The following is a 24,903-nucleotide window of genomic DNA, read 5'->3' as shown; positions in this document are numbered from 1 at the left end:
ACTTCCCGTGTGGCGGGAGCCCGGAACTTAAACGCCCGCCACACGGGAAATCCGGCGACACACCCGCATCAAGGTTGCGTACATGAACGTCGGTGAGGAAAGATCACCAGCATGGCCAGGCCCTACGGAAGTCGAGACGCAGAAGAGCGGGAGTACGTCCCGCCTGTGCAGGACAAGAAGCGCCACGGACTCGTGCGCCTCTCCCCGATGGTTCCGGCCGACGTCCACGCAGCCGCGTACTCCAACGCCAAGGCTGCGGGGGTGTCGATGGGCAAGTACATCGCCGAACTCATCCGGCGCGACCAGCTCGACCAGAGCGGCCGTCCCGTGTGGGCCAGCGAAGCCTTCGGTGAGCCAGGCCAGGGAGAACTTCCCATGACCGGCTGATCGGAAAAACGCGGAGGGCGCCGAAAAGCCCCGGCCTATCCAACCGGGGCGGCGCCCATCCGACGTACAAACGGGACTCAGCATCACTCCCCAGCGAGCTGAATCCCGGTCTTACCTGCAAATCGCATTACGGTCGGCCTCCCAGCCGACCAGCACCCTGCAAGGGCGCCCATCCAGCGCCACGGCCCCAGAGCGACCCGGCTTCCAACCGAGTCCCTCGCACCGCAACAGAGGAGGTGAGTCAAGCCCCACAGACGCTTTCCACGGCGACTGTCGGGCGGGTTGTCCCAACAACAAGGAGCTAGAAGCGCACCCCTAGAGCGACCTGGTTGGCCGCGTTCGGAGCCCTCCGCCGTCTCGGCGCGAGGGGGCTTCGGCGTTCATATGGAGTTAGGAGCCCTCCCATCGTAGCGGACAGCTACGGTGCCGGACAGCTCATGCCCGCCCCCGGAGTGTCCGGGGAACCGGGCGTGCACAGCCCGTCATCTGCCCCGATTCACAACCCCCATACCGGCGTTCTGCCCCTGTTCGAGAGCGCGCAGGTCGACTTCCAGGCCCTGTTCCTGGAACTGTCCCCGCGCGCCTCCATCCGGGTGGACCGCCGCTCTGGCGATGGCGAATGGCTGCACTCCTACGTCGACCGGACCCTGCCGCAGACCGCCCCCCGGGGCCCGTACGCCGTCTACCTCGCCGACGAGGACGGCCGCTTCTGCAGGCTCTGCTTCGACCTTGACACCAAGCTCGGCGACGTCGGCCCCGACCTCGCCACCCTGCTGCGCGCCCTCGACGAGGCCGGGCTGACCTACGTGGTCGCCGCCTCCGGGTCCGCCGGCGGACGGCATGTGTGGGTCACCGGCCTCGGTATTGGTGGGCTCGCGTATTCAACTGTCGCCAGTTCTTGGGTGCAGCGAGGGCGATGTTGACGGTGTGTAGCGAAAGCAGCTCGGTGACCCCCATTGCCTTGCCCAGCCAGCGTGGGCGGTGCCGCCGAGTGTGCTCGGCGGCTTCCCCGCTTTGATGCTCAGTCGTGCGTCTTCGCAGGGGTGTTGAACGAGATCCAGACGTCAGGAGGCAGGTCGGGCCGACCTGGTGTCGGTCTGCGTTCCTCTGTCCATGCGTCGTCGGCGATCTCCGTGGCGACGCGACGCCAGAAGTGCACCGCGGCGATGTTGGCATCCTGAAACGCGACTTCCCACGAGCCTGGGTGTCTGGCCGCGATCTCCTGAACAGCGTGCAGCCCGATCCTTGTCCGCCGTGCGCCGCGCACCACGAAAAAGCTGTTCAGCACCCGTGTCGGTGCGGTCAGACTGCGGACGAACGCGAACCCAGCGGGGCTGTCACCGCTTGTGAGGAGGTATGGCGCCCAGTCGGGCTCAGAGAAGGCCATGTGGAGCCGGTCGCTGCGGAAGGTTCCGTCAGTGTTGGGCAGCAGACTGTCGAACTCCGACATGTCATGGCGGAACATCAGCCATAGCCGCTCCACTACGGGGCGGTCGGCGATGCCTGCGAGGCGAATGGATACGTCTGGCACGTGACTCCTTTGCAGAGGTGGCCAACCGGCGCGCGCCCCGCATGCCCGGGTCGGGTGATACCGAGGCTTGGGGCTGACGCCTGTTTGATGAGCGCTGGTCTCCGGATAAGCGGCGCCGGGGCCATGAAAAAAGCCTCCCTGGGCGGATGTTGTATCCGGGCCAGGAAGGCTCACTACTGACGGAGATCTTAGCAGGTCGGTGCACCAGCCTGCCTTCACGTTCCGCGGGCACAGGTCTGGGCGTGTGCATGGTCGTCCGTGTGATCGCCGGCGGCGTATCGGCTCCATGTCCCGCCGGTCTCTCTGATCAGGCGGCTGGTGGTTTTGTCGTGGTAGCCGAGGGCGTCCGCGGCGACAGGGGCGGGCAGTTCGAGGAGCTGCTGGCGGATGGCGGTGCCGCGGGCAGCGGCGGCCGGGACCCCGACCTCGTTCAGGAGCGCGGACAGATGATCCGGGCGGGACGGCTGGCCGGCTCGGCGGCCCGGGAAGAGCCAGCGGGACGCCGGGTTGGTGGCGGTGTTCATGTTGTCGCGGTTCGCGATGTGCTCCAGCAGCAAGTCAGCGACCGGTGCGGGAACGGGCGAGGCTGGATCCCCGAGCCTCAGCAGCACGGTCTCGCCGACGCGGATCACGTCGTCGACGCTGAGCCGGACGATGCGGCTCACGGGCTGCGCGTAGAGGAGCACGATGACTCCTGCGACACGCAGACGCATCGGAATCTCCGCGTCGGTCAGCAGTCGGCCGAGGGCATCGAGGCGCTCGTCCTCGCTCAGTGCGGCCCGCCGGGAGACCTTCATAGCGGGGATGGAAAGAGAGCGTCGGCAGTGGCGGCCCTGCACGGCCCAGTTGAGGAAGGCTCGCAGGCAGGTGCGGCCGTGTTCGGTGTTCTCGGCGTACCAGGCGTCGATGTCGATCTGGCCGCAGGACGCGAGGGTGCTGTTGCGCTCACCGAGCCATTGCAGGAAGGCGGTAGCGTACTTGATCTGCTCGGCGGCGAACCGTCGGACGCTGGGGGTGATGTGGCTTCGCTCGGCGCGGGCCCGCAGCCGAGGAAGGACGCGCCAGGTCGCGAAGAGTCTGATCGTCTTGACGTGCTCGGGATCGGCGATGTCGGCCAGGTGCCCGGGAAGCCAGCGCTGGAAGGAACAGAGATACTTGTCGACCGCGGGCAGGACTCCGCAGGTCATCAGGAGTTCTTCCAGATGAGCGGCGGCCCGCCAGGGCTGGAGCTCGTGGAAGGCGTCGTGGGTCAGCGGGACCTGGCCGAGGCCGAGCCGCCGCGGCAACTGTGAGGCGTTTCCCGGCTGGCCGCGGCGCATCTCCAGCCAGGCCAGCCCGCTCCTGGGTTTGTCCATCGCCACCAGCAGGTCGAACAGCGGGACCAGCGCGGGACGGATATGACTGGTGCCGTCGTCCAGGAGCGCGGTGAGGCGGTCGGTGAGCGTGCAGCGTTCACACAGTCGCCCGCCCAGGAGCTTGCCCTCGAATCCGCACCGTGAGCAGTCGAAGGTCTGGGAGAAGCCGGCGCAGGTAGTGCAGATCGGAGCCCCGTCACTGGGGCGGAGCCCGGGAAGGGCACGGTCCCGGCCGCATCCCGGGCAGATGCCCCTTGTCCGGACGGCGCGGTGCGAGCAGGTCCGGCAGACATACCCGTCCGGCCAGGTGCCGGCCTTGTGTCTGCGGCGGCCGCAGCGGCAGCACTCCGCCATGTACCAGCGTTCGTACTGGTCGTCGGTGGCGTGGGAACGGGTCATGCGTCGGGCAGGATGCGGGCGGCGCGGGGCCGCAGCTTTGCGACGTTCGCGGGCGGGGCGGGCAGGTCTCCGGTGGCGGTCTTGCGGACGCCGGCGTTTTCGGCGGTGGTGGCCACCAGGTCGGCCGGGGTGCAGGACAGGATGTCGCAGAGCGCGGCCATGACCTGCAACGACAGACGTTCCGGGGTGCCGGAGACCAGGCGGTGGACCTGGGAGGCGGACAGATCGATGCCCCGCTCGCGCAGCAGCGGCACCAGTTCGGTAGCCGTGAAGATCTGCTGCTGGGCCATGATCTCGCGCAGCCGCCACGTGTATCCCACCTTGCGTTTCATGCTTGCCTCCCGGTCTGGGTCTGGAGGGCCGCGGCGATGGTGGAGTCCAGGTGCCGCCGCAGGGTGCGGGTGCGAAAGTCCAAGGAGACGCAGGTGTAAAGAGAGGTGGTGCTGGCGTGCTCGTGGCCAACCTGCTCCTGGACGAAGCGCGGGTCCCAGCCGTCCTCGATGAGGTGGGTGACGTAGGACCTTCGGAAGGAGTGGAAGTCGAGTCCGTCGTCCAGGCCCAGGGCCTTGCGGTAGGCGATGAAGCGGGAGTTGAGCCGCTGGCAGCCGATCCGCATGCCCCGCTCGGAGGGCCAGGCCGCCGGGTTGTCGTCGGTGTCGAACAACGGGCGGACCTCGGTGAACCACTCGTCCAGGACGTCCGGGGTCCAGTCGAACACGGTCAGCACCCCGCGGCGCTTGGGCGGCGAGCCCTTCTTCGCCTTGCCGAACCGGACCTGGCACCGGCCGCACTCGCCGAACTCGCGTCCGTGCGGGTTGCGGCCGAAGTCGGCGGCGTCCAGCATCCGCGTCTCATTGCGCCGCAGTCCGTAGGCGTAGGCGGTCTTGAACAACGTCGCGTCGCGGAATGCGGGCAGCCAGCCCTTGCGGCTGAAGGCCCGGATGCGGGCGACCTCGTCGTCGCAGTGCGCGAAGAACGCGTGCAGCTCGGCCTTCGTGAACGCGCGCTTCTTCGCGTCCGCCTCGTTGTCCTGGACGTGCACCGCGGTGTTCCACTCGTGCACCACCTGCACCGGATGAGTGCCGAACCGCTTCTCGCAGGTCGCCGTCCACTCGTAGAGCGGATCGGTAATGAAGTGGCAGAAGGCCCGCACGGCCTCGGAGTACGAGCGGATCGTCGAGCGCTTCAGATCCCGCAGGGAGCGCAGGTCACCGAGCCACTCGTCGACCAGCGCCGGCGTCCACAGCCACGGGTAGGCGTTCACGTAGGCCGCAAACGCCTTCACCGTGTTCTCCCGGCCCTCCACCGTCGTCCGGGCCAGATTCCGCGCGAGCTGCTGGTTGGCGAACCCTGTCAGCATCGCCGCGAAGACCTGTTCCTCCGGCCGCAGCAGAGGTGCTCCGTCGACCATATGCAGCCCCGCCGCCCCCGGCACCGGCCCGCTGAACCCCACCATTCCGCCACCCTCCGTCACTCGCATCAGGTGCGAGAAAACCGCATCCGATGCGAGAGGGCGGCAAATCCGCAGGCCAGCCATCCATACGAGTGACACAGCTGGCAACCACGAGCTGAGCCCCGGTAGCGTCAGGTGCTGCTTCAGGACCACAATCACCCTGGTCACGGCGATAAATCCGGCATCCTGCCAGGTCGCATCACAGACCATCGCGAGTTCGCATCCGGTGCAATTGGCGGCGCTCGGAACATCGGTACAGCGGTTAACGCTAAGCCGGTGATCTTGGTCAGGCCGGAGTTCCGAGAGTGGTGACGCGGTTCTCGTACTCGCGGCGGGCCTTGCGCTGTGCCGGGACCGCCGGGGTGCCCTGAGCGGCGTCGAGGGGTTGGCAGCGGGCAAGGAGCTGGCGGTGGACGGCCGGGGTGGTGCTGACACGCAGGGTGTAGCTTTGGCCGCCCCGTACGGTGACGCCCTGGTCGAGCGCGGCGCGTTCGGCGGGCTCCAGCTCGGCGGCGCGCAGGAAGTCGGCGACCTTGCCCGGCATGTCGAGGGTGGCTGACAGCTCAGAGGCAGGGACGTTTTCCTGGCCGTCGGTGGTGTGCTCGGGCAGAAGGTCGGCGACGGCTGTGCGGATGGCGCCGCGGCTGACGCCACGCTCGCGGGCAAGGGCGGCGATCGAGCGGCCTTCCAGGTAGGCGATACGCACGTCGTCGGTCTTGTCGGCCGGCACAGCCGGGCGGCGTCCGCCCTTGCTGCCCTTGGCCTCGGCGGCCCGCAGCCCGTCGTACGTCAGATCCCGCTGGAGGTCGCGCTGGAGTTCGCCGGCGGCGGCGAGCGTTTGCACCATGAACTTCACGGTGGACAGCAGCTCGCCGGTGCGAGGGTGGCGAGCGGTGAGGTCCATCGTGGAGAACGCGCCGTCGTGGATGCGGAGGGCGAGGCGGTCGCGGTGGAGGACGTCGAGGACGTCGAGGATGTGCCCGGTGCCGCGCACCAGGCGGAACATCTCGGAGATGTGCACGGTGTCGCCCGGCCGCGCGTAGGTGAGCAGTTCGCGGAACTTCGGGCGCTGGAGCGGGTGCAGGCGGCTGGAGGTGCCGCCGTCCTCCTCAAAGACGACCGGGTCCTCGATGCCGGCCTCGTCCAGGACGAGGTTCTGCCGGGCGGTGGACTGCTGGTCGGTCGAGACCCGCTTGTAGACCAGGTTCGCCACTGAAGGGTCCCTTCCGTACGGAGGATCGGACCCTATCTGTCGTTAAACCCTGTCAGCAATCGCCATCGGATCTGATTGGATTTGGGCCGCCTCGAACCCCCTGATTGCGCGGGTTCATTGGACGCCCCGTCCGCCTGTCGTCAAACGATCGTTTCCCGACAGGCGCAAGCTGGCCGACAAACAGCCTGGGGGATCGAGGCGTTGCGGTGATGGCCTACGAGCCCCCGCTGACTTCGGAGCCGGGCCGATGAGTGGTCGCCGCCATGGAGTGCGGGTCCTCGCCGACCGGTCCCGGGTTACGCCTACCGGAGATACTGCCGCCTTCCACTACTCGGTGATACCATATAGCGGTACTCGGTATCACGCAGTACCGACAGGGCTGAGGAGCACCGGCGATGGACGACCTGACGGAGATGTTGAAAGGCACGCTCGAAGGGTGCGTGCTCGAAATCATCGGCAGCGAGGAAACCTACGGGTACGCCATCACCCGTCAATTGAACGAGCTCGGCTTCGCCGAAGTCATCGAGGGGACGGTGTACACCATCTTGCTGCGGCTGGAGAGGAACGGGCTCGTCCAGGTGACGAAACGACCCTCCGGGGTTGGTCCGCCGCGCAAGTTCTACGCGCTCAACGACGCCGGACGCGAGGAACTCGCGAAGTTCTGGGCGAAATGGCAGTACCTCTCATCACGCATCGACAGGCTCAAGAAGGGCGGGAGATGAACTTCTGGGAGAAGGTCACAGGCAGCGATCTCACCAGGGAATGGAAGGCGTTCGAGGCCCGGGCCGAGGCCCTGCCGGACGACTACCGGGCGGCGTGGGGGCAGATCATCGCCCACCTCTTCCCCTACGGGGACTTCAGCGGTCGCAACCTGATGCCGATCCTCGACTCCGCCCTGGGGCTGCTCGAAGTAGCAGCGGCGGACGGCCAGAGCGTCCACGAGGTGCTCGGCGAGGACATCCAAGGCTTCTGCACCGCGCTGGCCGGCGGAGCAGGGGCCCGGACCTATCGCGACCGGTGGCGCGAGCAGTTGAACAGGAACGTCGCGAGGAAATTGAGCCGGCTGGGAGGCTGACGTGAGCATCCAGGACATCATCGAAGGCAAGAAACAGTGGCGGGCGCACGTGGCTCGGGTCAAGGCACTCCCGCCGGACTACCAGATCGTCTACAAGGAGATGCAGAAGTACCTGTTCAAGGTCGGACCGATCAGCCTGCCTGACGGGCCCCTGCTCCCCGGGATCGTCGACTTCTTTGAAGAGGGCGTCGCCGCAGGCAAGGGAGTTGTGGAACTCATCGGCACCGACGTTGCAGCGTTCTGCGACGACCTGGTCAAGGACTCCCCTACCTACGCGGAGGTCTACCAGGCATCCATCAGCGCGGAAACCGGCACGGACGAGAAATGACGCCGCCGAGCAGCTCCCTCGCGCTCACTCCTCGCCCTCTTCGTCCTCGTCCAGCTCGGGCGTATCGGGGTCGCGCAGCGGACGCAGGGCGCCGGCGGCCGGAACGCTGGCAGTGAAGCTGTAACGGCCGAGCAGGTTCAGGTTGCGGTGCTTGAGCGGGGAGAGCCGGGCGATGTCCTCCTCGCGGATCTCGTGACCCTCATCCCGGAGCTGGGCGACGGCGGCGTCGATGTAGCGGGTGGTCCAGAGCACAATGGCATTGAGGACCAGGCCGAGCGCGCCTAGTACTCCAGTCTGGTTTCGCGATCTTGTCGCGGACCCGGCTGGGAACGGGTACGGCCACCGCGTGATCATCGGGGTTGTGTGGACTCCTGAAGATCGTGCGGTGGCCGCGGGCCATAGCGTAGACCCTGCCCGCTGGTGGGCGATGTTCGACCAGGTCATGGCCCGGATCGCGGGCCGCTTCGGACGAGTTGAGCCGCGGGCCGCGGCCCGTGCCTACCTGCTCGGGCTGCTGTCGAACGTCGAGCGCAAGAACTGCTGGCAGCTGGCCGAACAGGCCGGCCACAGCCGACCCGGGCCGATGCAGCGCCTGCTGCGCTACGCCCGCTGGGACGCCGATGCGGTCCGCGACGACCTGCGCGCGTACACCGCCGAACACCTTGGCGCCGACGGCGCCGTTCTCGTCGTCGACGAGACCGGCTTTCTGAAGAAGGGCCGGGCCTCGGCCGGTGTGCAGCGGCAGTACACCGGCACCGCGGGACGCATTGAAAACTCCCAGGTCGGCGTGTTCCTCGCCCTGGCCACCCGCCGTGGACGGGCCCTGATCGACCGTCGGCTCTACCTGCCCGAGCAGTCCTGGTGCTCCGATCCCGAACGCCGTCACGCGGCCGGGATCCCCAAGGACACCCAGTTCACGACCAAGCCCCGCCTGGCCGGGGAGATGATCGCCGCCGCGCTGGACGCCGGGATCACCGCGTCCTGGGTGACCGGCGACGAAGCCTACGGCCAGGACCCCCAGCTCCGCGCCGCCCTTGAGGCGCGCGGCACCGGCTACGTGCTGGCCGTCGCTTGCTCGATGCGGGTGAGAATCAACCACGGCCGCACCGCCGTCCGCGCGGACACCGTCGCCGGCCGCCTGCCCGCCACGGCCTGGCAGCGCCACAGCGCCAGAAACGGTGCGAAAAGCCCGCGGTACTACGACTGGGCCTGGATCCACATCGGCACCGACTGCCACCGTCACCTGCTCATCCGACGTAACCGGACTACCGGTGAACTCGCCTTCTCCCTGTGCTGGTCACCCACAAAGGTGGCCCTGTCCGAACTGGTCCGCGTCGCCGGCATCCGCTGGAGCGTCGAGGAGTGCTTCCAGGCCGCCAAGGGTCAGGTCGGACTCGGCCACTACCAGGTGAGGCACTGGACCTCCTGGCACCGGCACATCACGCTCGCCATGCTCGCTCTGGCCTTCCTGACCGCCCTCGCCGCCGGCGCAGCGCCGCCGAAGCGGACCGCCGATCCGCACCAGCTCGCCCGCAGCAGCGACCCCATTGCGTTGACCGTTCCGGAGATCCGCCGCCTCTTCGGCGCCCTCCTCAACCCACTGGCCGTGTCGGCGGCCAGGCTGCTGCACTGGTCCGCCTGGCGCAGACGCCACCAGGCAACAGCCCGACGCAGTCACTACCGACGACGATCCGCCGACGAATCCGCTGGGTAGATCACGAAACCGTACTGGAGTATTAGACCCACAGAATGCGAAGTAAAAAACCCTTAAAGCCGGGAGCAGGTTGTGTGAAATTGGTGATTTTCGTGAAGATTCTGTGTATAAAGTTTGAGGGCCTCGACATCGAAACGCCGTTGAGCAGCCCGATCCCCCGTATGGGTCGTTGCGGGACTGGATAATCGGCAACGATCAAGCAGTCGATGCGGCACTGTCACGTTATTGAGTGGTTTTCCAACAGCGCGTGAGGCATGCGGCGGGACCGGGCTTCGAACCGATGTTCAGGCCCCGGCGGCGCCGGTGGCCTGGCCCCAGATTGCAAAGCGGATGGTCGTCTCGGCTCGGTAGCCGGGAGCGGCCATCAGGTGGCGGTGGGGCCGGAAGTGCGGTGAGATGCCACTGAAGGCAGCCAGGAACCGTTGGGCCCCACCGGTACTGCGGAAGCCTTTCATCGCGCGTTCACGCTGCCTTGTCGGCTGATGACTGTTCTCTGCCCGGTTGTTCAGGCCCTTGTGCGAGGGGTGCTCAACGGAGGGCATGACCTCGCGGTGGGCCGCGCTGCAGGAGCGCAACTTGTTGGTGACGGCCACCCTGGGCCCGGTACGGTGCCGACCGGCCCGACCGCCAGCACGGCCAGCCCCAGCTGGCAGTTAAGACGTCGTCTCATTTGGGGTGCTGGGTAGTCTGCCGGTGTGGTGATGGTCGAGCGCATGGTGCCGGATGAATTGTGGGAGCTGTTCGAGCGGGTGGTCCCGCCTGCTCCATCGCGGCCGCAGGGCGGCGGTCGGCGGCGATACGGGGATCGCGAGGTGCTGGCCGCGATCATCTTCGTGGCCACGACGGGCTGTACCTGGCGGCAGTTGCCGCCGGTCTTCGGCCCCTCAGGGCCGACCGCGCACCGGCGCTTCACCGAGTGGAGTGCCGCCCGGGTCTGGGCGAAGCTGCACCGCCTCATCCTCGACGAGCTGGGCTCGCGCGGAGATCTGGACTGGTCGCGGTGTGCGATCGACTCGGTGAACATGCGGGCCCTGAAAGGGGGGACCTGACAGGTCCGAATCCTGTGGACCGGGGCAAGAAAGGCTCGAAGATCCACTTGATCACCGAGCGGACCGGTTTACCCCTCTCGATCGGGATCTCCGGCGCGAACCTGCACGACAGCCAGGCACTCGAGCCGCTCGTGCGCGGCATCCCGCCGATCCGCTCCCGCCGCGGCCCGCGCAGGCGACGGCCCGCCAAACTGCACGCGGACAAGGGATACGACTACGACCACCTGCGCCGCTGGCTACGCAAGCGGGGCATCCGGCACCGCATCGCCCGCAAGGGCATCGAGTCCTCCACCCGGCTGGGCCGGCACCGCTGGACGATCGAGCGCACGATGTCCTGGCTGGGCGGCTGCCGTCGCTTACACCGCCGCTACGAACGCAAGGCCGAGCACTTCCTGGCCTTCACCGCCATCGCCTGCAGCCTCATCTGCTACCGCAGACTCACCAAATGAGACGACGTCTAAGCACCCGCCCTAGCGTCTGGGAGAACTGCTTGTCCACCCCCACCGAGCTGCGCCCGCTCTTGGGCAGCACGGTCTCCTCCACCACCCAGGCTCGGGGCGTCAGCGTCGCGTCGACCACCTCGGTGATGCGCTCGCGCACCGGCTGCCAGTCCCAGGAACTCTGATTTACGAACTGCTGGAGACTCTGGTCGGCACGCCGCCCGAGCAGCCGCTCGGAGATCCGGCGCACCGACTTCCTACCGGGTACCTCGACCAGGCCGCGCACGTACACCTCACCCCAACGGCGCTGGTCGGCACGGGACATCGAAGTGAATAGGAAGGCACAGAACCGAGATAAGTCATCACTCGAAGTCAGCACCTGTCCAGGCTGCGCGGCCCGGATGGAAGCCGGATGGAAGCCGGATGGAAGCGATATTGAAGCTTCGTACACTGCCTACTGCCGGGCGGGTACGGCGTTCTGGTCCCGGTTCTTCTCCCCGCCCGCCGTCGTCCCCCTGCGCAGTCCGGGCGCCAGCAGCAGGGTCGTGGCCAGCGATGCCGCCGCCGTCACCACGATCCCGGTGGCCGGTGACGTCAGCTCGGCCACCGAACCGGCCACAGCCGCTCCGAGCCCTTGCATGGTGAGCATCCCTGAGCTGTGCAGGCCCAGAGCCTGCCCGCTCAGCTTATCGGGTGTCAGCGCCATCAGACGGTCTTGGAGCAGCAGCCCCGACGCGTACCCGAAGGTGGCGACCGTGACCAGCACCAGGGCGACCGGCAGGCCCGGATGCAGCGTGAACAGCAGGTAGGGGGCGGCGAGCAAGACGCAGAGCGGGACGGCCAGCCGGTCCCGCCACCGAGCGGACAGGGAGCGGCCCGCGACGACGTCGCCGGCCAGCATTCCGACAGCGCCGAGGGCGAAGAGCAGGCCGGCGTCGTCAGGCGAGTACGGGACGTAGAGCGACTCCACTCCCACGATCAGGCCGTTGGGCACCCACAGCGCGAGGTAAACGTACCGCCGGGGAAGCGAGGACCAGAGCCGTGCGTTGGTGCGCCAGGTCTCGGTGACCGACGTCCGCCCGGCGCCCCGCGGCGGCCGACTGCTGAGCCCCCAGCGCGCCACCACGGCGGCCAGCAAATACAGGGCCGCGGACAGGAGCAGCGTGCCACGCGCCGAGAGCACCGTCACCAGTGCGCCGCCGACCGCGAATCCGCAGATCTGGATGATCCCGAACGACATGTTGAGCATGGACCGCCCGATCAGGTAGCCGTCCCGGGCCAGGATCTCGTTGAGTAACCCGTACCGCACCCCGCCGCTGACCGACCCCGCGACGCCAAGCCCCAGCAGCACCACGAACATCGCCCAGACCGGCAGGCCGGGGATCGCCTGCAAGGCCGTACCCGCACCGAAAAGCAGACTGAGGCCGGTCATGGCTGCGCGCGGCGGCAGCCGGTCCGCCCCGGACAGCACGGTGGCCGCTCCCACCATGTGGGCGAGCGCGGGGGCGAACATGGCCAGGGAGGACAGGAGAGCCGAGCCGGTCCGTTCGTACACCATGATGCCAAGAGCCAGACCGCTCACCGTCTGGGCTGCCGTCTGTCCGGCCGCAGCGAGGAAGAGCGGGGTGAACTCCTTGGTAACGAAGAGCTCCCGATAAGTACGCACGGCACAGAGTCTCTCCGGCATCATCGACGAGTCGTTAGACTTTCGCGGGGAGGCGAAACGATGAGCTGGTGGCGGGTCGACACGGACACTCTCGCCGGAAGCCGGTTCGCCACCTCTCCCCTGGCTGAGGCGCTGGCTGCTCTGAAGACCCTGCACCGCGGCCACGCGGCCCACCTCGGCGAGCGCCAGTGGCTCGACACTCACCTCGCCAGCTACCGGGCCCGCCTGGCCGATGACCCGACCACGACCGCCTTGGTCGAGGCGGCGCTCAGACGCCGGTGGAACGCGACTTTCCTGACCCCCACACCTCTCGGCGGAAGCGATCCCGCTTTCGCCGAGGAGTTGGAGCAGATCCGCAGCGTTCCGCCCGCCACGGTCGTGGCTGACCTGGCGGAGTCGCTGAGCGGCTCGCTGCCGGCCCTCCTGCGCCGCGACGACCTGGCCCAGCGGGCCGCTGACCTGCTGGAGTGGGTGTGGGCGGAGACCATCCAGCCCTCCTGGCCCCGCCGCAGGCGGATCATCGAAGCCGATATCGTGGCCCGCACCGCCCGCGCCGCCCTGCACGGGTGGGCCACCGCGTTGAACGAGATGCGCCCGGGAATGCGCTGGCTCGGAGACGACCGTCTTCAGACCACCGTCTGCGACAGCCCGCCGTTGGAGCTCTCCAGAGTGCAGCTGATGTTCGTCCCAGTCACCTTGAACCAGACCTGGGTCTGTTGGGACGTCCCCGCGGCCGGCGGTCGCAACGCGTATCCCATCAGGCGGTACGCGGTCGTCTATCCCTGTTCGGGAGTCCTGGCCGACGACGAGCGCCGTGCGGCTCCGAAGGCCCTGGCCGCGCTGCTCGGCCCTGCTCGGGCCGAACTGCTCACCCTGCTCGACGCGCCGAAGACCACCACCCAGTTGGTGGCTCTCACCGGCCTACCTCTGGGGTCGGTGGGGCGGCATCTGCGGATCCTGCGCGAGGCCAACCTGACCCAGCGGCGGCGCGCGGGCCGCTCGGTTCTCTACTTCCGCACCGGGGCGGCCCAGGTCCTCATGGCGGCACAGTTCTCGGGGGTCGGCGGTCTCTGACGGAGAGGATTCTCCCTACTGCATCTCGCGGCCGGACCCGTCGGCTCACCCTGTCCGAGCGGCGGCCGCTGTCCCGGTACCCGAAGACGAGGACGACGGTGTGGTGCGGCTGCTGGACGACGATGAACTAGTACTCCAGTGAGAGTTCTCCGTATGTCCTGGTCAGTGGCCTGGTGGCGGTGAGGGTATCCGGGTTGTTGCGGTGCCGGGGGCGGTTTCGCGGGCAGGTCGCACGAGGGTGTGGCCGCGCTGTTTGTAATGGCAGCGGCGTGCTTGTGTCTGGTGTTGTCGGCGCCAGTGGGACCCGGTCAGTGTGTGGCTGCGTGCAGGATGGTGGCGGGGTCCAGTTGCCAGCAGACGGCGGATCTCGGCTGGCGTAAGGTCCACGAGGTCGGGCGTGTCATGGGTCCCGCCCCCCTTTTACGTTCCTGAGCAGCCAGGACAGCCAGGAAGGCGTGGGCGAGCATGGCCAGGGTGATGTGCCGGTACCAGCCCACGAAGCGCCGCACTTCGTACTGGTCCAGGCCGCACTCGTTCTTCGCGCTCTGGAACGACTCCTCGATCTTCCAGCGGCATCCGGCGATGCGGACGAGGTCGGCGATGGTGGCATCCAGGGGTGCGCAGGCGAGGTAGTAGGCGACTTCGTCGGGTCTGGCGATGCTGCGGCGGGCGAGCATCCGACGTTGGCGGGTGGGTTCATCGCCGTCAAACTCCCATACCGCCGGCAGACGGGCGGCGGCCCAGTCGTAGAGGCGCTCGCCCTTGGCACCCGGTCCGGCGGACAGACACCGCCATGCCTCGGGCGGGGCCTGGGTGAGGAGGTGGTCGATGCGTGGGCCGTGGACCTGCTGGGATTTACTGATCGTTTCAGAATGAGTTGGGCTGTGGTCTTGTGCTTGGCGATCTTGATCGGCAGAGTGTCCGGGGTGCGTGCTGATCTTGTGCCTGACGACCTGTGGGAGCGGGTGGCTCCGTTGTTGCCGCCCGTTCCCGAGCGGCGCCACCGACACCCCGGACGGCTGCGTGTTCCGGACCGGGCCGCACTCGCCGGTGTCATGTACGTACTGCGGACCGGTGTCGCCTGGCGCGATGTCCCTGCGGAGACCGTGGGCTGCTCCGGAGTGACGGCCTGGCGTCGGCTGCGGGAGTGGACCGAGGCCGGCGTCTGGCCCCGCCTGCACGCCGCCCTGCTCGATGAACTGCGCCGAGCCGGCCTGCTGGACCTCGACGACTGTGCCGTGGATGGCTCGCACGTGCGGGCGCTGAAAGGGGGGACCATGTCGGCCCCTCACCCGTCGACCGCGCCCGCCCCGGCCCCAAGCACCACCTGATCGTCGATCGTCACGGAACCCCTCTCGCCGTGACGCTCACCGGCGGCAACCGGCACGATGTCACCCAACTCCTGCCTGTGCTGGACGCGGTCCCGCCGATCCGGGGTCTGCGAGGACGACCTCGCCGCAAGCCACGGCGGGTGTATGCCGACCGCGGCTACGACTTCGACACGTACCGCCGCCTGCTGTGCAAGCGTGGCATCCAACCCATGATCGCGCGACGCGGCATCGCCCACGGTTCCGGACTGGGCAAGGTCCGCTGGGTGGCCGAGCGCGCCTTCGCCTGGCTGCATCAGTCCAAGCGGCTCCGCATCCGCTACGAGCGACGCGCGGATCTCCATCAGGGCCCGCTCGAACTGGCCTGCAGCCTCATATGCATCCGCCGCCTACGAACTTCATTCTGAAACGATCAGTAAAGGAACAGCCCGCCCTGCTCATCGACCAAGCGCCCGTAGCGGCGCTGCGGGCCGTGAGCGAACTGGAGTGGCTTGCCGGTGGTGTTGGCCACCAGGCCGCTTACGCCGCTGAAGGCGATGGCCTTTCAGCCGAGTCGGCCGGCAAGGGCCTCGACATCAACGCCGCCGCGCAGTCTCGCCTCACGGCCTGCCAACTGCGCCGATGAACAGCGGGCAGAGCCCTTCCACAGCCACCCGGCACTGGGGCGACATGGTGCTTCCTTTTCCGGTCAGTGCTTGCTGTCGGCGAGCTACTACTGCGCTTCACGCAGCCATCACCGTTCCGCCGTACGGTGATCACATTTTCGGTATGCTCCGGGACGCTCCATTCGCACCACCGAGGGGGGAATCCTCATGCAGATCCGCCACACCCTGAATGCCGCCGCAGCCACTGCGGCCGTCGCCACGCTCGGCCTGGCCGCGGCTGTTCCGGCCCAGGCCACCGAGTACTCCTCAGCGCTGAAGATCAAGGGCGTGCAGTACGACGCACCGGGCACCGACTCCAACAAGTGCTCCGGCGGGAACACCAGGAACGAGTACCTGACCATCAAGAACTACTCGAAGACCGTGAAGGTCAACCTCAAGGGTTACGTCGTCAAGGACGCCACCGGCAACAAGTTCACCTTCCAGAACAGCCACACCCTCGAGCCCGGCGACTACGTGCACCTGCGCGGCGGCAAGGGCACCGACTCCGACGCCAAGAACGTCGTCTACCGCCAGAACTGCAACTTCATCTGGAACAACGACAAGGACACCATCTACTTCTACAAGCCCTCCGGCGCCCGCGCCGACGTCCACTCGTACACCAAGAAGACCAACGACAAGGACGGCAACGGCTACATCACCTACCACGGCTGACCTCCAGCCGAAGAGCCCGCCGGAACAGCCCCCGAACCGTTCCCAGCGGCGCCCCACCCCCGTCCCGCCCCAGCGGGGCGGGGACAGGCCGCAGGCCACCCGGGGACCAGGCCTGACCACCGGTCACCAACGGCCGCAAAAGGCGCCAGGACCGCCTCCGCAACAGCAGGGCCCAGGCGCCGAACAACAAAAGCCCCGTCCCTGCAGCAGGAACGGGGCTTGTCGTATCGAGCGCCGGGCAGGCCTTGCACCTGCATCTCCCCGCAGGAAGCGGGACATCTTTCCTTAGACGACCAACGCACAGACAGCAGCCGCCGGAGCGGACCACCCATCTTCATGATCGATTCTAGCGCAGACACGCCGGCCCCGCACATCGAGGACGTCCCCGCATCGCTTCCCCTCCCTGGGGACACCAGCGGCAACCATGGGCCGCCCGCACGCCCGTGACCTGCCCCGCGCAGCCCGGCACCGAAGCGACGTCCCCGCCACCATGCGGGACGCTTCACCCGCCCCGAAAGGCCCTGCTCCTCCGCACGGCTGACTTCCCCGGCGAAGGCCTCGACGGCTTCGTTCACTTCAAGCAGCAGCGTTTGTCCATCGGTTTGGGTGGCAGTGGCCGGTTGGCGGGGCCATGGATGTTCACGAGAAATGACGTCAGTTCCCGTCCTTGAGCCCGCAGGGCGAATCAGTGCGGGCTGCGGCTCGTTGGAGGGGATGTGGGAGAAGAAGGACGTGCCCGGGCAGGTGGGGTGATCGGTCCGCGAGTCTTGATCGCTACCGAGCCTGCTGATTAGCTGGCCAGCATGACTGAGTTAGGACCCGTCGTCTGGCCACCTGCCCCGATCAAGACCGAGAGGCTCGTGCTCCGTGAGCCCGAGGCCCGCGACCGTGCGGCGGTCATCGAGTTGTTCACCTCGCCCGAGGTGGGCACCTATATCGGCGGCCCCCGACAGCGCGACGAGTTCGAGCGTGCGGTGCCCGAGACACCCAAGCGGCGCCCTGGCCTCTTCGTGGTCGATCTCGACGGGGCGATGATCGGGATCGTCACGCTTGAGCGGCGCGACCCGGAGCATCCGGTTCACGTCCGCCCCGGGGCCTCGGAGGTCGAGCTCGGCTACATGTTCCTGCCGCAGGCGTGGGGACACGGGTATGCCACGGAGGCGTGCGCGGCGGCACTCGACTGGTGCGCCGAAGCGCTGCCCGGCGAGCCGGTGGTGCTCACAACCCAGACCGCCAACGAACGCTCGATGCGCCTCGCGGCGAAGCTGGGGTTCACCGAGGTGCAACGGTATGAGGATTGGGGCGCCGAGCAGTGGTTCGGCATGTGGTCCCCGGTCGCGTTGTCCGACTGAGGTCGTGCTCGGCAGTGTCCGCACTCATCGCGATGAAGCCGGGTGAGCGCGAGGAGATCAAGCGGGGTTCAAAGATGGGGTGGGACGGCGCGCCGCCCGTGAGGGCGGCGGGCCGTCGAGGTGGGGCCTGCAGGTGTCAGCCGGCCTTGGCGGGTTCCTCCACCCGGGCCCGGGTGGAGGCGAGCCGGTAGGAGTCGGTGCCGGTCTCGATGATCGTGCCGTTGAAGGTCAGGCGGTCGACGATGGCCGCGCAGAGCCGGGGGTCGGTGAAGGTCTTCGTCCAACCGCCGAACGACTCGTTGGAGGCGATGGCGACGCTGTTCTTCTCCTCGCGCTCGGTCAGAACCTGGAACAGCAACTCGGCGCCATGCCGGTCCAGTTCCATGTATCCCAACTCGTCGATGCACAAAAGATCGACGCGGCCGTAGCGGGCGATGGTCTTTGTGAGCTGCTTCTCGTCGGCGGCCTCGACCAGCTCGTTCACCAGTTTCGTGGCCAGCGTGTATCGGACCCGGTAGCCCTTCATGGCGGCCTCGGTGCCCAGGGCGATCAGCATGTGCGACTTGCCGGTGCCGGAGTCTCCGATCAGGCAGAGCGGCTGCCCCTTCTTGATCCACTCGCAGCTGGCGAGTGTGTTGATGGTGGCCGCGTCGATGTTGGGGTTGGCATCGAAGTCGAAGGTCCGCAGCGACTTCTCCCTCGGGAAGCCCGCTGCCTTGATCCGCTGTTCCGAACGGCGGCGAGCCCGGTCGTCGCACTCGGCCATCAGCAGCTCGGCGAGGAAGCCGCGATAGGTCAGCTGGTCCTTCACCGCTCGGTCGGCGATGTCGGCGAACTCTTTGCGGATCGACGGCAGCCGCAGCAGACGGCAGGCGGTGTCGATGGCGGTGGTGGCGGCCTGCTCGGTCAATCCTCGCTGGCGGGGCAGGGTCACTGGGCTTCTTCCTCTCGGTGGGCGCCGCCGTCGGCGCGACGGCGGCGGAGCAGCTGGTCATAGGGGGTCACCGAGGGCAGCGGCCTGGTGTCCGGCGGAAGGTGGGACAGCTTCCACTCGTGCAGAAACGTCACCGTCCCCGACGGCTGTCCCGCTCCGGTGCCCGACGGGCCAAGGGCAGCAGGTTCGTCCTCGGCCTGGGCGGCCTTGCGGGCCTCCAACGCGACCGCGTCCGCGGTCAGAGCCCCGGCCCGCAAGGCGGTGGCCAGCCCGGCGACCAAGTGCTCGTGGGGGATGTGCCGGGCCAGCAGCAGCACCTCGATCAGGGCCCGGGTGCCGTCCCGCTCGCCGTGGACCTTCTGGGCCTGGGTCCACCATGCGTCGTGGACCGGGGTGAACCTGCCTGCGGAGCGGGCCTGTTCGAGAGCGGTGGCGCCGGGGAAAGCACCCGGCTTGCGGATCAGGGCTTCCAGGTAGTGGTCCAGATCCAGGCGGCAGCCGCCCTTGGCGATCAGCCGCTCATGCCGGGCCACTTCCACGTTCTGGTCGTAAACCACCAGGTGAGAGGCGTGCAGAACGACACGGACGCGTTTGCCGATCAGGCGGACCGGCACCGAATAGCGGTTGGTGCGGACGGCGATCTAGCTGTAGCGGTCGACCCTAGGGGTGAACACCCGCCCGGTCTCGAACGGCTCCTCCGGCAGTGGCATCAGCAGCGGCTGTTCGACGGCGAAGTACTCGTCGATAGTCCGTGGCCGGGAGCCGATCCGGCGTCGGCCGTCGTGCAGGTCCCACTGCTCGACCATCTCGTTCAGCTCCGCCAGCGAGAAAACCTCCGGCACCGGGGTGAAGTGGTTGCGGCGGAAGTAGCCGATCTGCCCCTCGACCCCGCCCTTCTCGTGGGCGCCGTCGATGCCCGGGCGGCAGTAGAAGCTCTCGATGCCGAAGTGCGATCTGAACGCGATCCACCGGTCGGTCTCCACCCTCGCCCGGCTCAGTCCCAGCACCTGGGCGACGGCGGCCTTGAAATTGTCATAGCGGACCCGCCCCCGCGGGACCCCGCCCAGCACCCGCAGCGCGTGCACGTGGCCCTCGAAGAAAGCTTCCTGGCCGGCGGAGGCGAACACGCTTCTCTGCACTAACGGCACGAGCCGACGGCGCTCGTTTCTATGCGGTGGATGTGGTCGTAGGTCGATGAACCTCAAGGACAACCGCCGCACCTGCCACGGATCGGTCCTCGTGCATAGTGATCACTTGGCCGGGCTGAAGGTGCTGCCACTGCGAGGGGTCAAGAGGAGCAAGTCGTACCGAGGCTTGCCCACCGGGCTCCAGCAAGGGCGTCAACTCCGCCCAGAGTTGGGCGATGTTGAGGGCAGGTTCGCCGGTCGGGGTTCGGTTTCCGATGTTCCACATCGGTCGCAGGACGCCAGCACCGGAGATGGGCGTTTGCCGTTTTGCTTCGGTGGCCGGGCGGAGGGTGAGATCGGCTCGGATGATGCCGTTGCGAGTCTCGTAGCAGCGCCAATGGCACCAGGCCGCACTCTTGTCCAGTCGCATCTGTTTGGCTGCGGCGGCCAGGGTTTGCCAGAAGCTGAGTGGCAGCGGTTGGACGTCACCGAGTTCTTCCAGCAGCCCGAGGGCCACTTCCCACTCGTCCCGAGTGAGGTACTCCCAGACATCATTCACCGTGATGTCGTTCTCGGTGGCGGTCTCCTCAGGAACCAGTAGGGAAGCGGCTTCCAGCAGCTTAGGGACGTCCATGCCCTGATTCTGGACCACGGTCTCCTGCCGACGGCAGGAGCTGCCCGATGACCCCATCGAGCAGTCGCGACGTTCGGCGCGGTGTATCAGACTTCGATACGAAGCCAGGAGTCGCCGGCGCGAAGCCAAAGAAAGCCATCACGTCCTTGACCGCAGCGCATGACAACCCGCCCGGGCACTCGTATCTTGCGCCGCTCGGTCACGTTCCAACTTTCGCCGAACAGCTCAGCTCGGACCACTTCGGTTGCCCGCTGGTTGTGGACGCGCTTGGTCAGGACTGCTCGATGGCCGCGTACGGCGAATCCGTCCGGATCCCGTACCGGGCTGGGCCAGCTGGTCACCTCACCCGTGGAGGGGGTGATCCGCGTCAGGAACGTGTCGCCGCGCTGGCTGCCGGAGTACCAGATCAGCCATACCCGATCGCCCTCAGTGGCGGCGGTGCAGCCCTCCAACGGCGCGTCAGGAAGGCGACCTTCTGGGGTCCAGGTTGCTTCCCCTTCGGCACTCCAGCCGGCAAGCCCGGCTGCCGACTGCGGATGCCCTCCGTAGATGCCTTCATCCCCGTAGGCCGTCCAGATCGATCCGCCGTGATCGGTCACCAACGCAGGGATGTCGTCGCCGATGCAGAAGGTGTCCTCCTGCTCGCCGATCTTCAGGGAGAGCACCACGGCGTTCGGCTTCCACGAGCCCGTGTCCTCCTTGCGTGTACGACCGCTTGCTACGAGGAGTCGGGAGTCCGGGAGGAGGGCGATGTGGCTGGGCCGGAACTGTACGTCCTTGATCAGCCGGCGTTGAACTGATCCGTCAGCCTGGCGAATCACCAGCACCCCGTCGAACGGGACCGTCGGGCCCCATCCCACCCAGCCCTTGATGTAGCGGCTTCGGCGTAGGTACTTCCGATGGACGAGCAGAACAGCAAGTTCTCCTGTCGGGCCAACGGTCCACCACAGAGGGCGTTGCCCTGCCCAGAGATTCGTAGTAGGCGGCCTCCAGACCCTCTGTATCTCAACGACCGCCGACACCGAATCTCCTCGTTTATGACCGCAGCACCCGAACGTATGCGCTGATGAGAGGAGTGTATCGATGCCAGAACCGAGGGCCGGGACACCAAAATCTCAGAGGAACACCCGGGCTGGAGCCTGGTGGAGGTATTGATCAGAAACTCATGGGGTTCTCGTCCAGGACGTAGCGGACGTGCGGGCCGCCGAAGTAGCCGCGGACGATGTGCGGCTGACGCTGGCGTCGGCGGAAGAAGCGGCGGGTCTCGGCGGTGAGTTCGGCCTGATCACGGGCTCGGTGCTGCCGGGGCAGGCTGTGCTTGAGGTCGGCGTTTACCAGTTCGTCGGGGTTCAGCTCTGGTGAGTACGGCGGCAGGAAGTGCAGTTCGACGTCGTCGGGGTGGGCGGCGAGCCAGTCGCGGACCTCCTTGGAGCGGTGGGCGCGGTGCCCGTCGACCACGAGGTGGACCTTGTGGTCGAAGTGGCCGGCGAGCCGGTCCAGGAAGCGGCACATCACCTCGGCGGTGAAGTGCTCGGTGAAGACCATGAAGTGCATCCGGCCCTTGGTGCTGATCGCCGACATCGCGTTGACCGAGAACCGGTTCCCGCTCCGCCGCACCACGGGCGTCTTCCCCTTCTCTCCCCAGGTGCGGCCGGTGACCTGGTCGGATCGGATGCCGACCTGGTCGGCGAGGAGGATCTCACCGCCTTCGGCCTTCGCCTTCGCTCGGATCTGCGGCCAGGTCTCCTAATGCCAGCGCGCCACGGCCTGCGGGTCCTGCTCGACGGCCCGTTTGTCCGGACGCTGGAAGGACAGCCCCCAACGCCTGAGGTACTTGCCCACCCCCACCTCGGTCAGCCGCACCCGGTACAGCTTCACGATCAGCTCGCCCACCAGCCGCCGCGTCCACAGCTGTCCACTCAGTCCCACGTCACAGGGCCGGTGATCGAAGACCGCCTGCCGCACCGCGTCCTGCCCGGCCTCCCCGAGCACCTGGTGGACCCCGACCGGCTTGCCCCGCGGCCGCATGACCAGCGCCCCACGGCCACCGGCCTGCCACTTCGCCCACCACCCGTCGACCGCCTTCAGCGACACCCCGAAGACCGCCGCCACGTCCTCACGGTCCCGCCCCGCCACCAACACGGCCACCGCCCGCAACCGCAGGGCCTCCTGCGCCGACGGCGACAGATGCCGCGCGACCCCCACCAGATCGCTCACACCCCACCAACAACCCAGAACCCAAACCGTTTCGCATCAATAAGACCCAAATTCGGCTGGAAAACTTGACCTGCTATTCGCCCAGCAGAGATCAACTACTTTCTAACTCAATGAGGCGAACGAAGATCAAGACTGCTTGAAGATTTCAGGCCACCCATCCGAATGTCCGTTTTTCTCGGTTCGGATGCATGGAATCGATCGCAGGCGTCTGACTGTGGGCAGCGCGCGGGCACCGATGGCGAGTCGGGGGCCATCGGTGCCTACGTGCGCGAAGAACTGTCAGAAAACCGGATCAGGAAGGGGCATCGGGCAGTGCGCGGCCGTCCCGGGGCGGGCCGAGACGGTGCAAGATGCGGTCGCCCTCGAGGCATTCCAGGGCTTTGGTCATCGTGCGTACATGGATCTCTTTTTCGTGTCGCTCGAACATGAGGGAAAGAGCGTCACGCAGTGCCCGTGTCTCGGAGACAAGCGCCTGTGCTGCCCTGAGCGCCGTGTACGTGCCCGTGGTCTGGCTGGGGTTGACGCTGCTCAGACGTTTCAGCACGGCCACATATGCATCCACTACCTGGCTCTCCGCCTCGGTGAGGGCCGGGACCCGGGGACCTTCTGGGAACATCACGGACTGACCACCCGCCTTGCGTTCGTCGGCTGTCGAATTCAGGCGCCCAAATGGCTGGAGCGGGGTGTGACGACCTGGTCCACGAGCCCGTACTCGAGGGCCTGCTCGGCAGTGAGGATCTTGTCCCGTTCAATGTCCTCGCGGATCTTCTCCAGCGGCGTGGAGGAGTGCTTGGCAAGCATCTCCTCCATCTGGGCCCGGATGCGCAGGATCTCGTTCGCCTGGATCTCCAGGTCGGAAACCTGGCCGCGACCCGTTTCGGCGTACGGCTGATGAATCAGAACCCGCGCACTGGGCAGGGCCATGCGTTTTCCGGGAGTGCCGGCCGCCAGAAGCACGGCCGCACCGGAAGCGGCCTGCCCAAGACACACCGTCTGAATGTCGGGCTTCACGTACTGCATGGTGTCGTAAATGGCCGTCAATGCGGTGAAGGAACCGCCAGGACTGTTAATGTAGATGGAGATGTCCCGGTCCGGATCCATCGACTCCAGGCACACCAACTGGGCCATGATGTCGTTGGCAGACGCGTCATCGAGTTGTACGCCCAAGAAAATGATGCGCTCTTCGAAAAGCTTGGCGTAGGGGTCGTATTCACGGACTCCCTGTGCGGTGCGCTCGACGAAACGCGGAACCACGTAACGCCCCTCGGCATGGGGCAGTTGGACGGCAGAGCGGGTAGCCGGGCGGAGATTCACGTTGTTCCTCCTGATGGGCCTCACGAGAGGCCTGGTAATCAATGTGGTGAAGGGCCTTGCGGTACGACGCATGGCCTTATGACGAGAAGTGCTTGGCGGACGATCGTCGGGAAAAGTGATCTGCTGGATCCTGCGGCGACGCCGTCCACTCATCGACCGCGCGGTCAATGATGCGAGCGACCTCGGCGAGCCGGCCGTCGTCCATCAGCGTGTAATGCGTCCCTGGCGCCCAAACGACGGGTATGGAACGGCCCACGAGCGCGGACCAGCCGAGACAGTCGGGCCCCGCGTTCCACCCGGTCTCGTCCCGCGCCCGGACCATCAGCAGCGGCGCGGCACACGGACGGGCCTGCCAGCCGTCGTCGAAGATCCCTTGGTGCCAGGCGTAGACATCCCAGAAGGGGCGCAGGTCCGCACCAGTCAGACCGGGGGTGTCGCTCGCCGCGGCGATCAACTCCGCCGCATGATCGAGCAGTCCGTCGACCGCACGGGCATCAGTTCCGGACAGGTCTATCCCGAAGAGCCCGCCGATCTCCGTCGCGCGATCGGTCGTCCGGCCTCCCAGAACCTCATGAGTCGCGCTGTCCAGGAGGATCACGCCGGCAGGCGCTCGCCCCTGCTCCTCGCCAAGGCGCGCCATCTCCGCAGCGACCGGTCCGCTGAAGGACCACCCGACGAAGATCGGGGTCGATTGGGAGTCAGCGGCCAGGAACTCCGCGAAGTAGGTCTCTGCGATCCCTTCGATAGAGCGGGGGCGGTCGGGGTCGATGCCCGGTGCCTGGAAAGCGTAGACGGAGCAGTCCGAACCGAGGTGTGGCTGCAAGGCGCGGAACGACGCGGCCGACCCACTTGCCGGATGGATGAAAACCAGCGCGTGCCGCCCACTCGACTTCCTCAGACAGACCAGGTTCCGCCGCACCTCGAACAACTTCCTCTCGGTCGGTCGCGAGCTCAGCTGCTCGACGGGTGTCAGGTGACCCCTGACGGAGCACTCGAG

The 24,903-nt window shown here is 67.3% G+C and carries 28 protein-coding genes and 3 pseudogenes; 12 read left to right on the top strand and 19 right to left on the bottom strand.

The genetic code is table 11. From position 1 onward, the window contains the following. Positions 1–165 precede the first annotated feature (165 nt). Positions 166–387: a hypothetical protein gene (locus tag QQY24_RS34080; protein WP_301976783.1), complete on the top strand. Its 222-nt coding sequence runs from the start codon at positions 166–168 to the stop codon at positions 385–387. 437 nt (positions 388–824) lie between these two features. After that, on the top strand, positions 825–1,310 hold the full coding sequence (locus QQY24_RS34075; RefSeq protein WP_301976782.1) for a hypothetical protein: 486 nt from the start codon (positions 825–827) through the stop codon (positions 1,308–1,310). A 98-nt stretch (positions 1,311–1,408) separates the two neighbouring features. Here QQY24_RS34075 and QQY24_RS34070 read toward each other — a convergent pair whose 3' ends face one another. The 5 genes from QQY24_RS34070 to QQY24_RS34050 form a co-directional block, all read right to left on the bottom strand. After that, on the bottom strand, positions 1,409–1,918 hold the full coding sequence (locus QQY24_RS34070) for a GNAT family N-acetyltransferase (protein ID WP_301976700.1): 510 nt from the start codon (positions 1,916–1,918) through the stop codon (positions 1,409–1,411). 215 nt (positions 1,919–2,133) lie between these two features. Beyond that, positions 2,134–3,672: a hypothetical protein gene (locus QQY24_RS34065; protein ID WP_301976781.1), complete on the bottom strand. Its 1,539-nt coding sequence runs from the start codon at positions 3,670–3,672 to the stop codon at positions 2,134–2,136. Then, on the bottom strand, positions 3,669–4,004 hold the full coding sequence (locus QQY24_RS34060; RefSeq protein WP_301976702.1) for a helix-turn-helix transcriptional regulator: 336 nt from the start codon (positions 4,002–4,004) through the stop codon (positions 3,669–3,671). Before QQY24_RS34060 ends, QQY24_RS34065 begins: the two co-directional genes overlap by 4 nt. Continuing rightward, a complete protein-coding gene (locus tag QQY24_RS34055) occupies positions 4,001–5,128 on the bottom strand; it encodes a site-specific integrase (protein WP_301976703.1) in 1,128 nt (375 codons plus the stop codon). The genes QQY24_RS34060 and QQY24_RS34055 overlap by 4 nt, the downstream gene beginning before the upstream one ends. Before the next feature lie 283 nt (positions 5,129–5,411). Beyond that, positions 5,412–6,338 (bottom strand): recombinase family protein, encoded by a 927-nt coding sequence (locus QQY24_RS34050; protein ID WP_301976780.1) that lies wholly within the window; start codon positions 6,336–6,338, stop codon positions 5,412–5,414. A gap of 395 nt (positions 6,339–6,733) precedes the next feature. On the opposite strand from QQY24_RS34050, the gene QQY24_RS34045 reads away from it, so the two are divergent. The 3 genes from QQY24_RS34045 to QQY24_RS34035 are packed head-to-tail and all read left to right on the top strand — an operon-like array spanning position 6,734 to position 7,741. Next, positions 6,734–7,060: a PadR family transcriptional regulator gene (locus QQY24_RS34045; RefSeq protein ID WP_301976778.1), complete on the top strand. Its 327-nt coding sequence runs from the start codon at positions 6,734–6,736 to the stop codon at positions 7,058–7,060. Beyond that, positions 7,057–7,413, top strand: coding sequence for a DUF1048 domain-containing protein (locus tag QQY24_RS34040; RefSeq protein ID WP_301976777.1), 357 nt, complete (start codon positions 7,057–7,059; stop codon positions 7,411–7,413). Before QQY24_RS34045 ends, QQY24_RS34040 begins: the two co-directional genes overlap by 4 nt. A gap of 1 nt (position 7,414) precedes the next feature. Beyond that, positions 7,415–7,741: a DUF1048 domain-containing protein gene (locus tag QQY24_RS34035; protein WP_301976775.1), complete on the top strand. Its 327-nt coding sequence runs from the start codon at positions 7,415–7,417 to the stop codon at positions 7,739–7,741. Positions 7,742–7,765: 24 nt separating this feature from the next. On the opposite strand, the gene QQY24_RS34030 is transcribed toward QQY24_RS34035, so the two are convergent. Continuing rightward, positions 7,766–8,095, bottom strand: a complete 330-nt coding sequence (locus QQY24_RS34030) for a Tn3 family transposase (protein ID WP_301976774.1) — start codon at positions 8,093–8,095, stop codon at positions 7,766–7,768. A gap of 88 nt (positions 8,096–8,183) precedes the next feature. Between QQY24_RS34030 and QQY24_RS34025 the strand changes: the two genes are divergently transcribed. Continuing rightward, positions 8,184–9,455, top strand: a complete 1,272-nt coding sequence (locus QQY24_RS34025; RefSeq protein ID WP_301976875.1) for an IS701 family transposase — start codon at positions 8,184–8,186, stop codon at positions 9,453–9,455. A gap of 284 nt (positions 9,456–9,739) precedes the next feature. On the opposite strand, the pseudogene QQY24_RS34020 reads toward QQY24_RS34025, so the two are convergent. Further along, positions 9,740–10,054, bottom strand: a pseudogene (locus tag QQY24_RS34020) (DDE-type integrase/transposase/recombinase); the annotation flags it as partial. A 102-nt stretch (positions 10,055–10,156) separates the two neighbouring features. Here QQY24_RS34020 and QQY24_RS34015 point away from each other — a divergent pair. Continuing rightward, positions 10,157–10,953, top strand: a protein-coding gene (locus tag QQY24_RS34015) for an IS5 family transposase (RefSeq protein WP_301976858.1) whose coding sequence is annotated in 2 segments (ribosomal slippage) — positions 10,157–10,492 and positions 10,495–10,953 — 795 coding nt in all. Because the reading frame shifts where the segments join, the coding sequence is not laid out codon by codon here. Here the strand turns inward: QQY24_RS34015 and QQY24_RS34010 are convergent. Further along, a complete protein-coding gene (locus tag QQY24_RS34010; protein WP_301976773.1) occupies positions 10,943–11,269 on the bottom strand; it encodes a transposase in 327 nt (108 codons plus the stop codon). The genes QQY24_RS34015 and QQY24_RS34010 overlap by 11 nt on opposite strands. Before the next feature lie 129 nt (positions 11,270–11,398). Further along, positions 11,399–12,610: an MFS transporter gene (locus QQY24_RS34005; protein ID WP_301976772.1), complete on the bottom strand. Its 1,212-nt coding sequence runs from the start codon at positions 12,608–12,610 to the stop codon at positions 11,399–11,401. A gap of 60 nt (positions 12,611–12,670) precedes the next feature. On the opposite strand from QQY24_RS34005, the gene QQY24_RS34000 reads away from it, so the two are divergent. After that, positions 12,671–13,684 carry an ArsR family transcriptional regulator gene (locus tag QQY24_RS34000; RefSeq protein WP_301976771.1) on the top strand — a complete coding sequence of 338 codons (1,014 nt, stop codon included), beginning with the start codon at positions 12,671–12,673 and terminating at the stop codon, positions 13,682–13,684. A 437-nt stretch (positions 13,685–14,121) separates the two neighbouring features. Here QQY24_RS34000 and QQY24_RS33995 read toward each other — a convergent pair. Then, positions 14,122–14,478, bottom strand: a pseudogene (locus QQY24_RS33995) (IS701 family transposase); the annotation flags it as partial. Between the two features lie 132 nt (positions 14,479–14,610). On the opposite strand from QQY24_RS33995, the gene QQY24_RS33990 reads away from it, so the two are divergent. The 4 genes from QQY24_RS33990 to QQY24_RS33975 all read left to right on the top strand — a co-directional run bounded on the left by QQY24_RS33990 (position 14,611) and on the right by QQY24_RS33975 (position 17,680). Continuing rightward, a protein-coding gene (locus QQY24_RS33990; RefSeq protein WP_301976769.1) for an IS5 family transposase occupies positions 14,611–15,419 on the top strand; the annotation gives its coding sequence in 2 pieces (ribosomal slippage) (positions 14,611–14,950 and positions 14,950–15,419; 810 coding nt in all). Between the two features lie 65 nt (positions 15,420–15,484). Then, on the top strand, positions 15,485–15,637 hold the full coding sequence (locus tag QQY24_RS33985) for a hypothetical protein (RefSeq protein ID WP_301976768.1): 153 nt from the start codon (positions 15,485–15,487) through the stop codon (positions 15,635–15,637). A gap of 187 nt (positions 15,638–15,824) precedes the next feature. Next, a complete protein-coding gene (locus tag QQY24_RS33980) occupies positions 15,825–16,328 on the top strand; it encodes a lamin tail domain-containing protein (protein WP_301976767.1) in 504 nt (167 codons plus the stop codon). A gap of 803 nt (positions 16,329–17,131) precedes the next feature. Further along, positions 17,132–17,680, top strand: coding sequence for a GNAT family N-acetyltransferase (locus QQY24_RS33975; protein ID WP_301976766.1), 549 nt, complete (start codon positions 17,132–17,134; stop codon positions 17,678–17,680). Between the two features lie 136 nt (positions 17,681–17,816). On the opposite strand, the gene istB is transcribed toward QQY24_RS33975, so the two are convergent. From istB to QQY24_RS33925, 9 genes and pseudogenes are all read right to left on the bottom strand, one after another. Beyond that, positions 17,817–18,614, bottom strand: a complete 798-nt coding sequence (gene istB / locus QQY24_RS33970) for an IS21-like element helper ATPase IstB (protein ID WP_301976765.1) — start codon at positions 18,612–18,614, stop codon at positions 17,817–17,819. Beyond that, the gene (locus QQY24_RS33965) at positions 18,611–19,228 is read right to left on the bottom strand and encodes a hypothetical protein (protein ID WP_301976764.1); all 618 of its coding nucleotides are present in this window, start codon (positions 19,226–19,228) and stop codon (positions 18,611–18,613) included. The genes istB and QQY24_RS33965 overlap by 4 nt, the downstream gene beginning before the upstream one ends. Before the next feature lie 27 nt (positions 19,229–19,255). Continuing rightward, on the bottom strand, positions 19,256–19,753 hold the full coding sequence (locus QQY24_RS33960) for a hypothetical protein (RefSeq protein ID WP_301976763.1): 498 nt from the start codon (positions 19,751–19,753) through the stop codon (positions 19,256–19,258). A 28-nt stretch (positions 19,754–19,781) separates the two neighbouring features. Next, on the bottom strand, positions 19,782–20,375 hold the full coding sequence (locus QQY24_RS33955; RefSeq protein ID WP_301976762.1) for a hypothetical protein: 594 nt from the start codon (positions 20,373–20,375) through the stop codon (positions 19,782–19,784). An 86-nt stretch (positions 20,376–20,461) separates the two neighbouring features. Continuing rightward, a complete protein-coding gene (locus QQY24_RS33950; protein WP_301976761.1) occupies positions 20,462–21,202 on the bottom strand; it encodes a hypothetical protein in 741 nt (246 codons plus the stop codon). A gap of 328 nt (positions 21,203–21,530) precedes the next feature. Further along, positions 21,531–22,532, bottom strand: a pseudogene (locus QQY24_RS34945) (IS630 family transposase). A 352-nt stretch (positions 22,533–22,884) separates the two neighbouring features. Next, positions 22,885–23,142, bottom strand: a complete 258-nt coding sequence (locus QQY24_RS33935) for a hypothetical protein (protein WP_367658073.1) — start codon at positions 23,140–23,142, stop codon at positions 22,885–22,887. A 107-nt stretch (positions 23,143–23,249) separates the two neighbouring features. Continuing rightward, positions 23,250–23,906: an ATP-dependent Clp protease proteolytic subunit gene (locus tag QQY24_RS33930; protein WP_301976759.1), complete on the bottom strand. Its 657-nt coding sequence runs from the start codon at positions 23,904–23,906 to the stop codon at positions 23,250–23,252. A gap of 76 nt (positions 23,907–23,982) precedes the next feature. Continuing rightward, positions 23,983–24,825 carry a thioesterase domain-containing protein gene (locus QQY24_RS33925; RefSeq protein WP_301976758.1) on the bottom strand — a complete coding sequence of 281 codons (843 nt, stop codon included), beginning with the start codon at positions 24,823–24,825 and terminating at the stop codon, positions 23,983–23,985. Between the last annotated feature and the right edge of the window lie 78 nt (positions 24,826–24,903).

It is taken from the genome of Streptomyces sp. TG1A-8 (assembly GCF_030499535.1).
Lineage (GTDB): Bacteria > Actinomycetota > Actinomycetes > Streptomycetales > Streptomycetaceae > Streptomyces.
Note: the sequence above shows the minus strand (reverse complement) of the source record. Positions and strands in the feature narration are given on the sequence as shown.

Bases quoted from the DNA above. Each gene is read 5' to 3' on its own strand.
- QQY24_RS34075 (WP_301976782.1), top strand. From the start codon at position 825: ATGCCCGCCCCCGGAGTGTCCGGGGAACCGGGCGTGCACAGCCCGTCA.
- QQY24_RS34065 (WP_301976781.1), bottom strand. From the start codon at position 3,672: ATGACCCGTTCCCACGCCACCGACGACCAGTACGAACGCTGGTACATG.
- QQY24_RS34060 (WP_301976702.1), bottom strand. From the start codon at position 4,004: ATGAAACGCAAGGTGGGATACACGTGGCGGCTGCGCGAGATCATGGCC.
- QQY24_RS34055 (WP_301976703.1), bottom strand. From the start codon at position 5,128: ATGGTGGGGTTCAGCGGGCCGGTGCCGGGGGCGGCGGGGCTGCATATG.
- QQY24_RS34045 (WP_301976778.1), top strand. From the start codon at position 6,734: ATGGACGACCTGACGGAGATGTTGAAAGGCACGCTCGAAGGGTGCGTG.
- QQY24_RS34040 (WP_301976777.1), top strand. From the start codon at position 7,057: ATGAACTTCTGGGAGAAGGTCACAGGCAGCGATCTCACCAGGGAATGG.
- QQY24_RS34030 (WP_301976774.1), bottom strand. From the start codon at position 8,095: ATGATCACGCGGTGGCCGTACCCGTTCCCAGCCGGGTCCGCGACAAGA.
- QQY24_RS34025 (WP_301976875.1), top strand. From the start codon at position 8,184: ATGGCCCGGATCGCGGGCCGCTTCGGACGAGTTGAGCCGCGGGCCGCG.
- QQY24_RS34010 (WP_301976773.1), bottom strand. From the start codon at position 11,269: ATGTCCCGTGCCGACCAGCGCCGTTGGGGTGAGGTGTACGTGCGCGGC.
- QQY24_RS34000 (WP_301976771.1), top strand. From the start codon at position 12,671: ATGAGCTGGTGGCGGGTCGACACGGACACTCTCGCCGGAAGCCGGTTC.
- QQY24_RS33980 (WP_301976767.1), top strand. From the start codon at position 15,825: ATGCAGATCCGCCACACCCTGAATGCCGCCGCAGCCACTGCGGCCGTC.
- QQY24_RS33975 (WP_301976766.1), top strand. From the start codon at position 17,132: ATGACTGAGTTAGGACCCGTCGTCTGGCCACCTGCCCCGATCAAGACC.
- QQY24_RS33955 (WP_301976762.1), bottom strand. From the start codon at position 20,375: ATGGACGTCCCTAAGCTGCTGGAAGCCGCTTCCCTACTGGTTCCTGAG.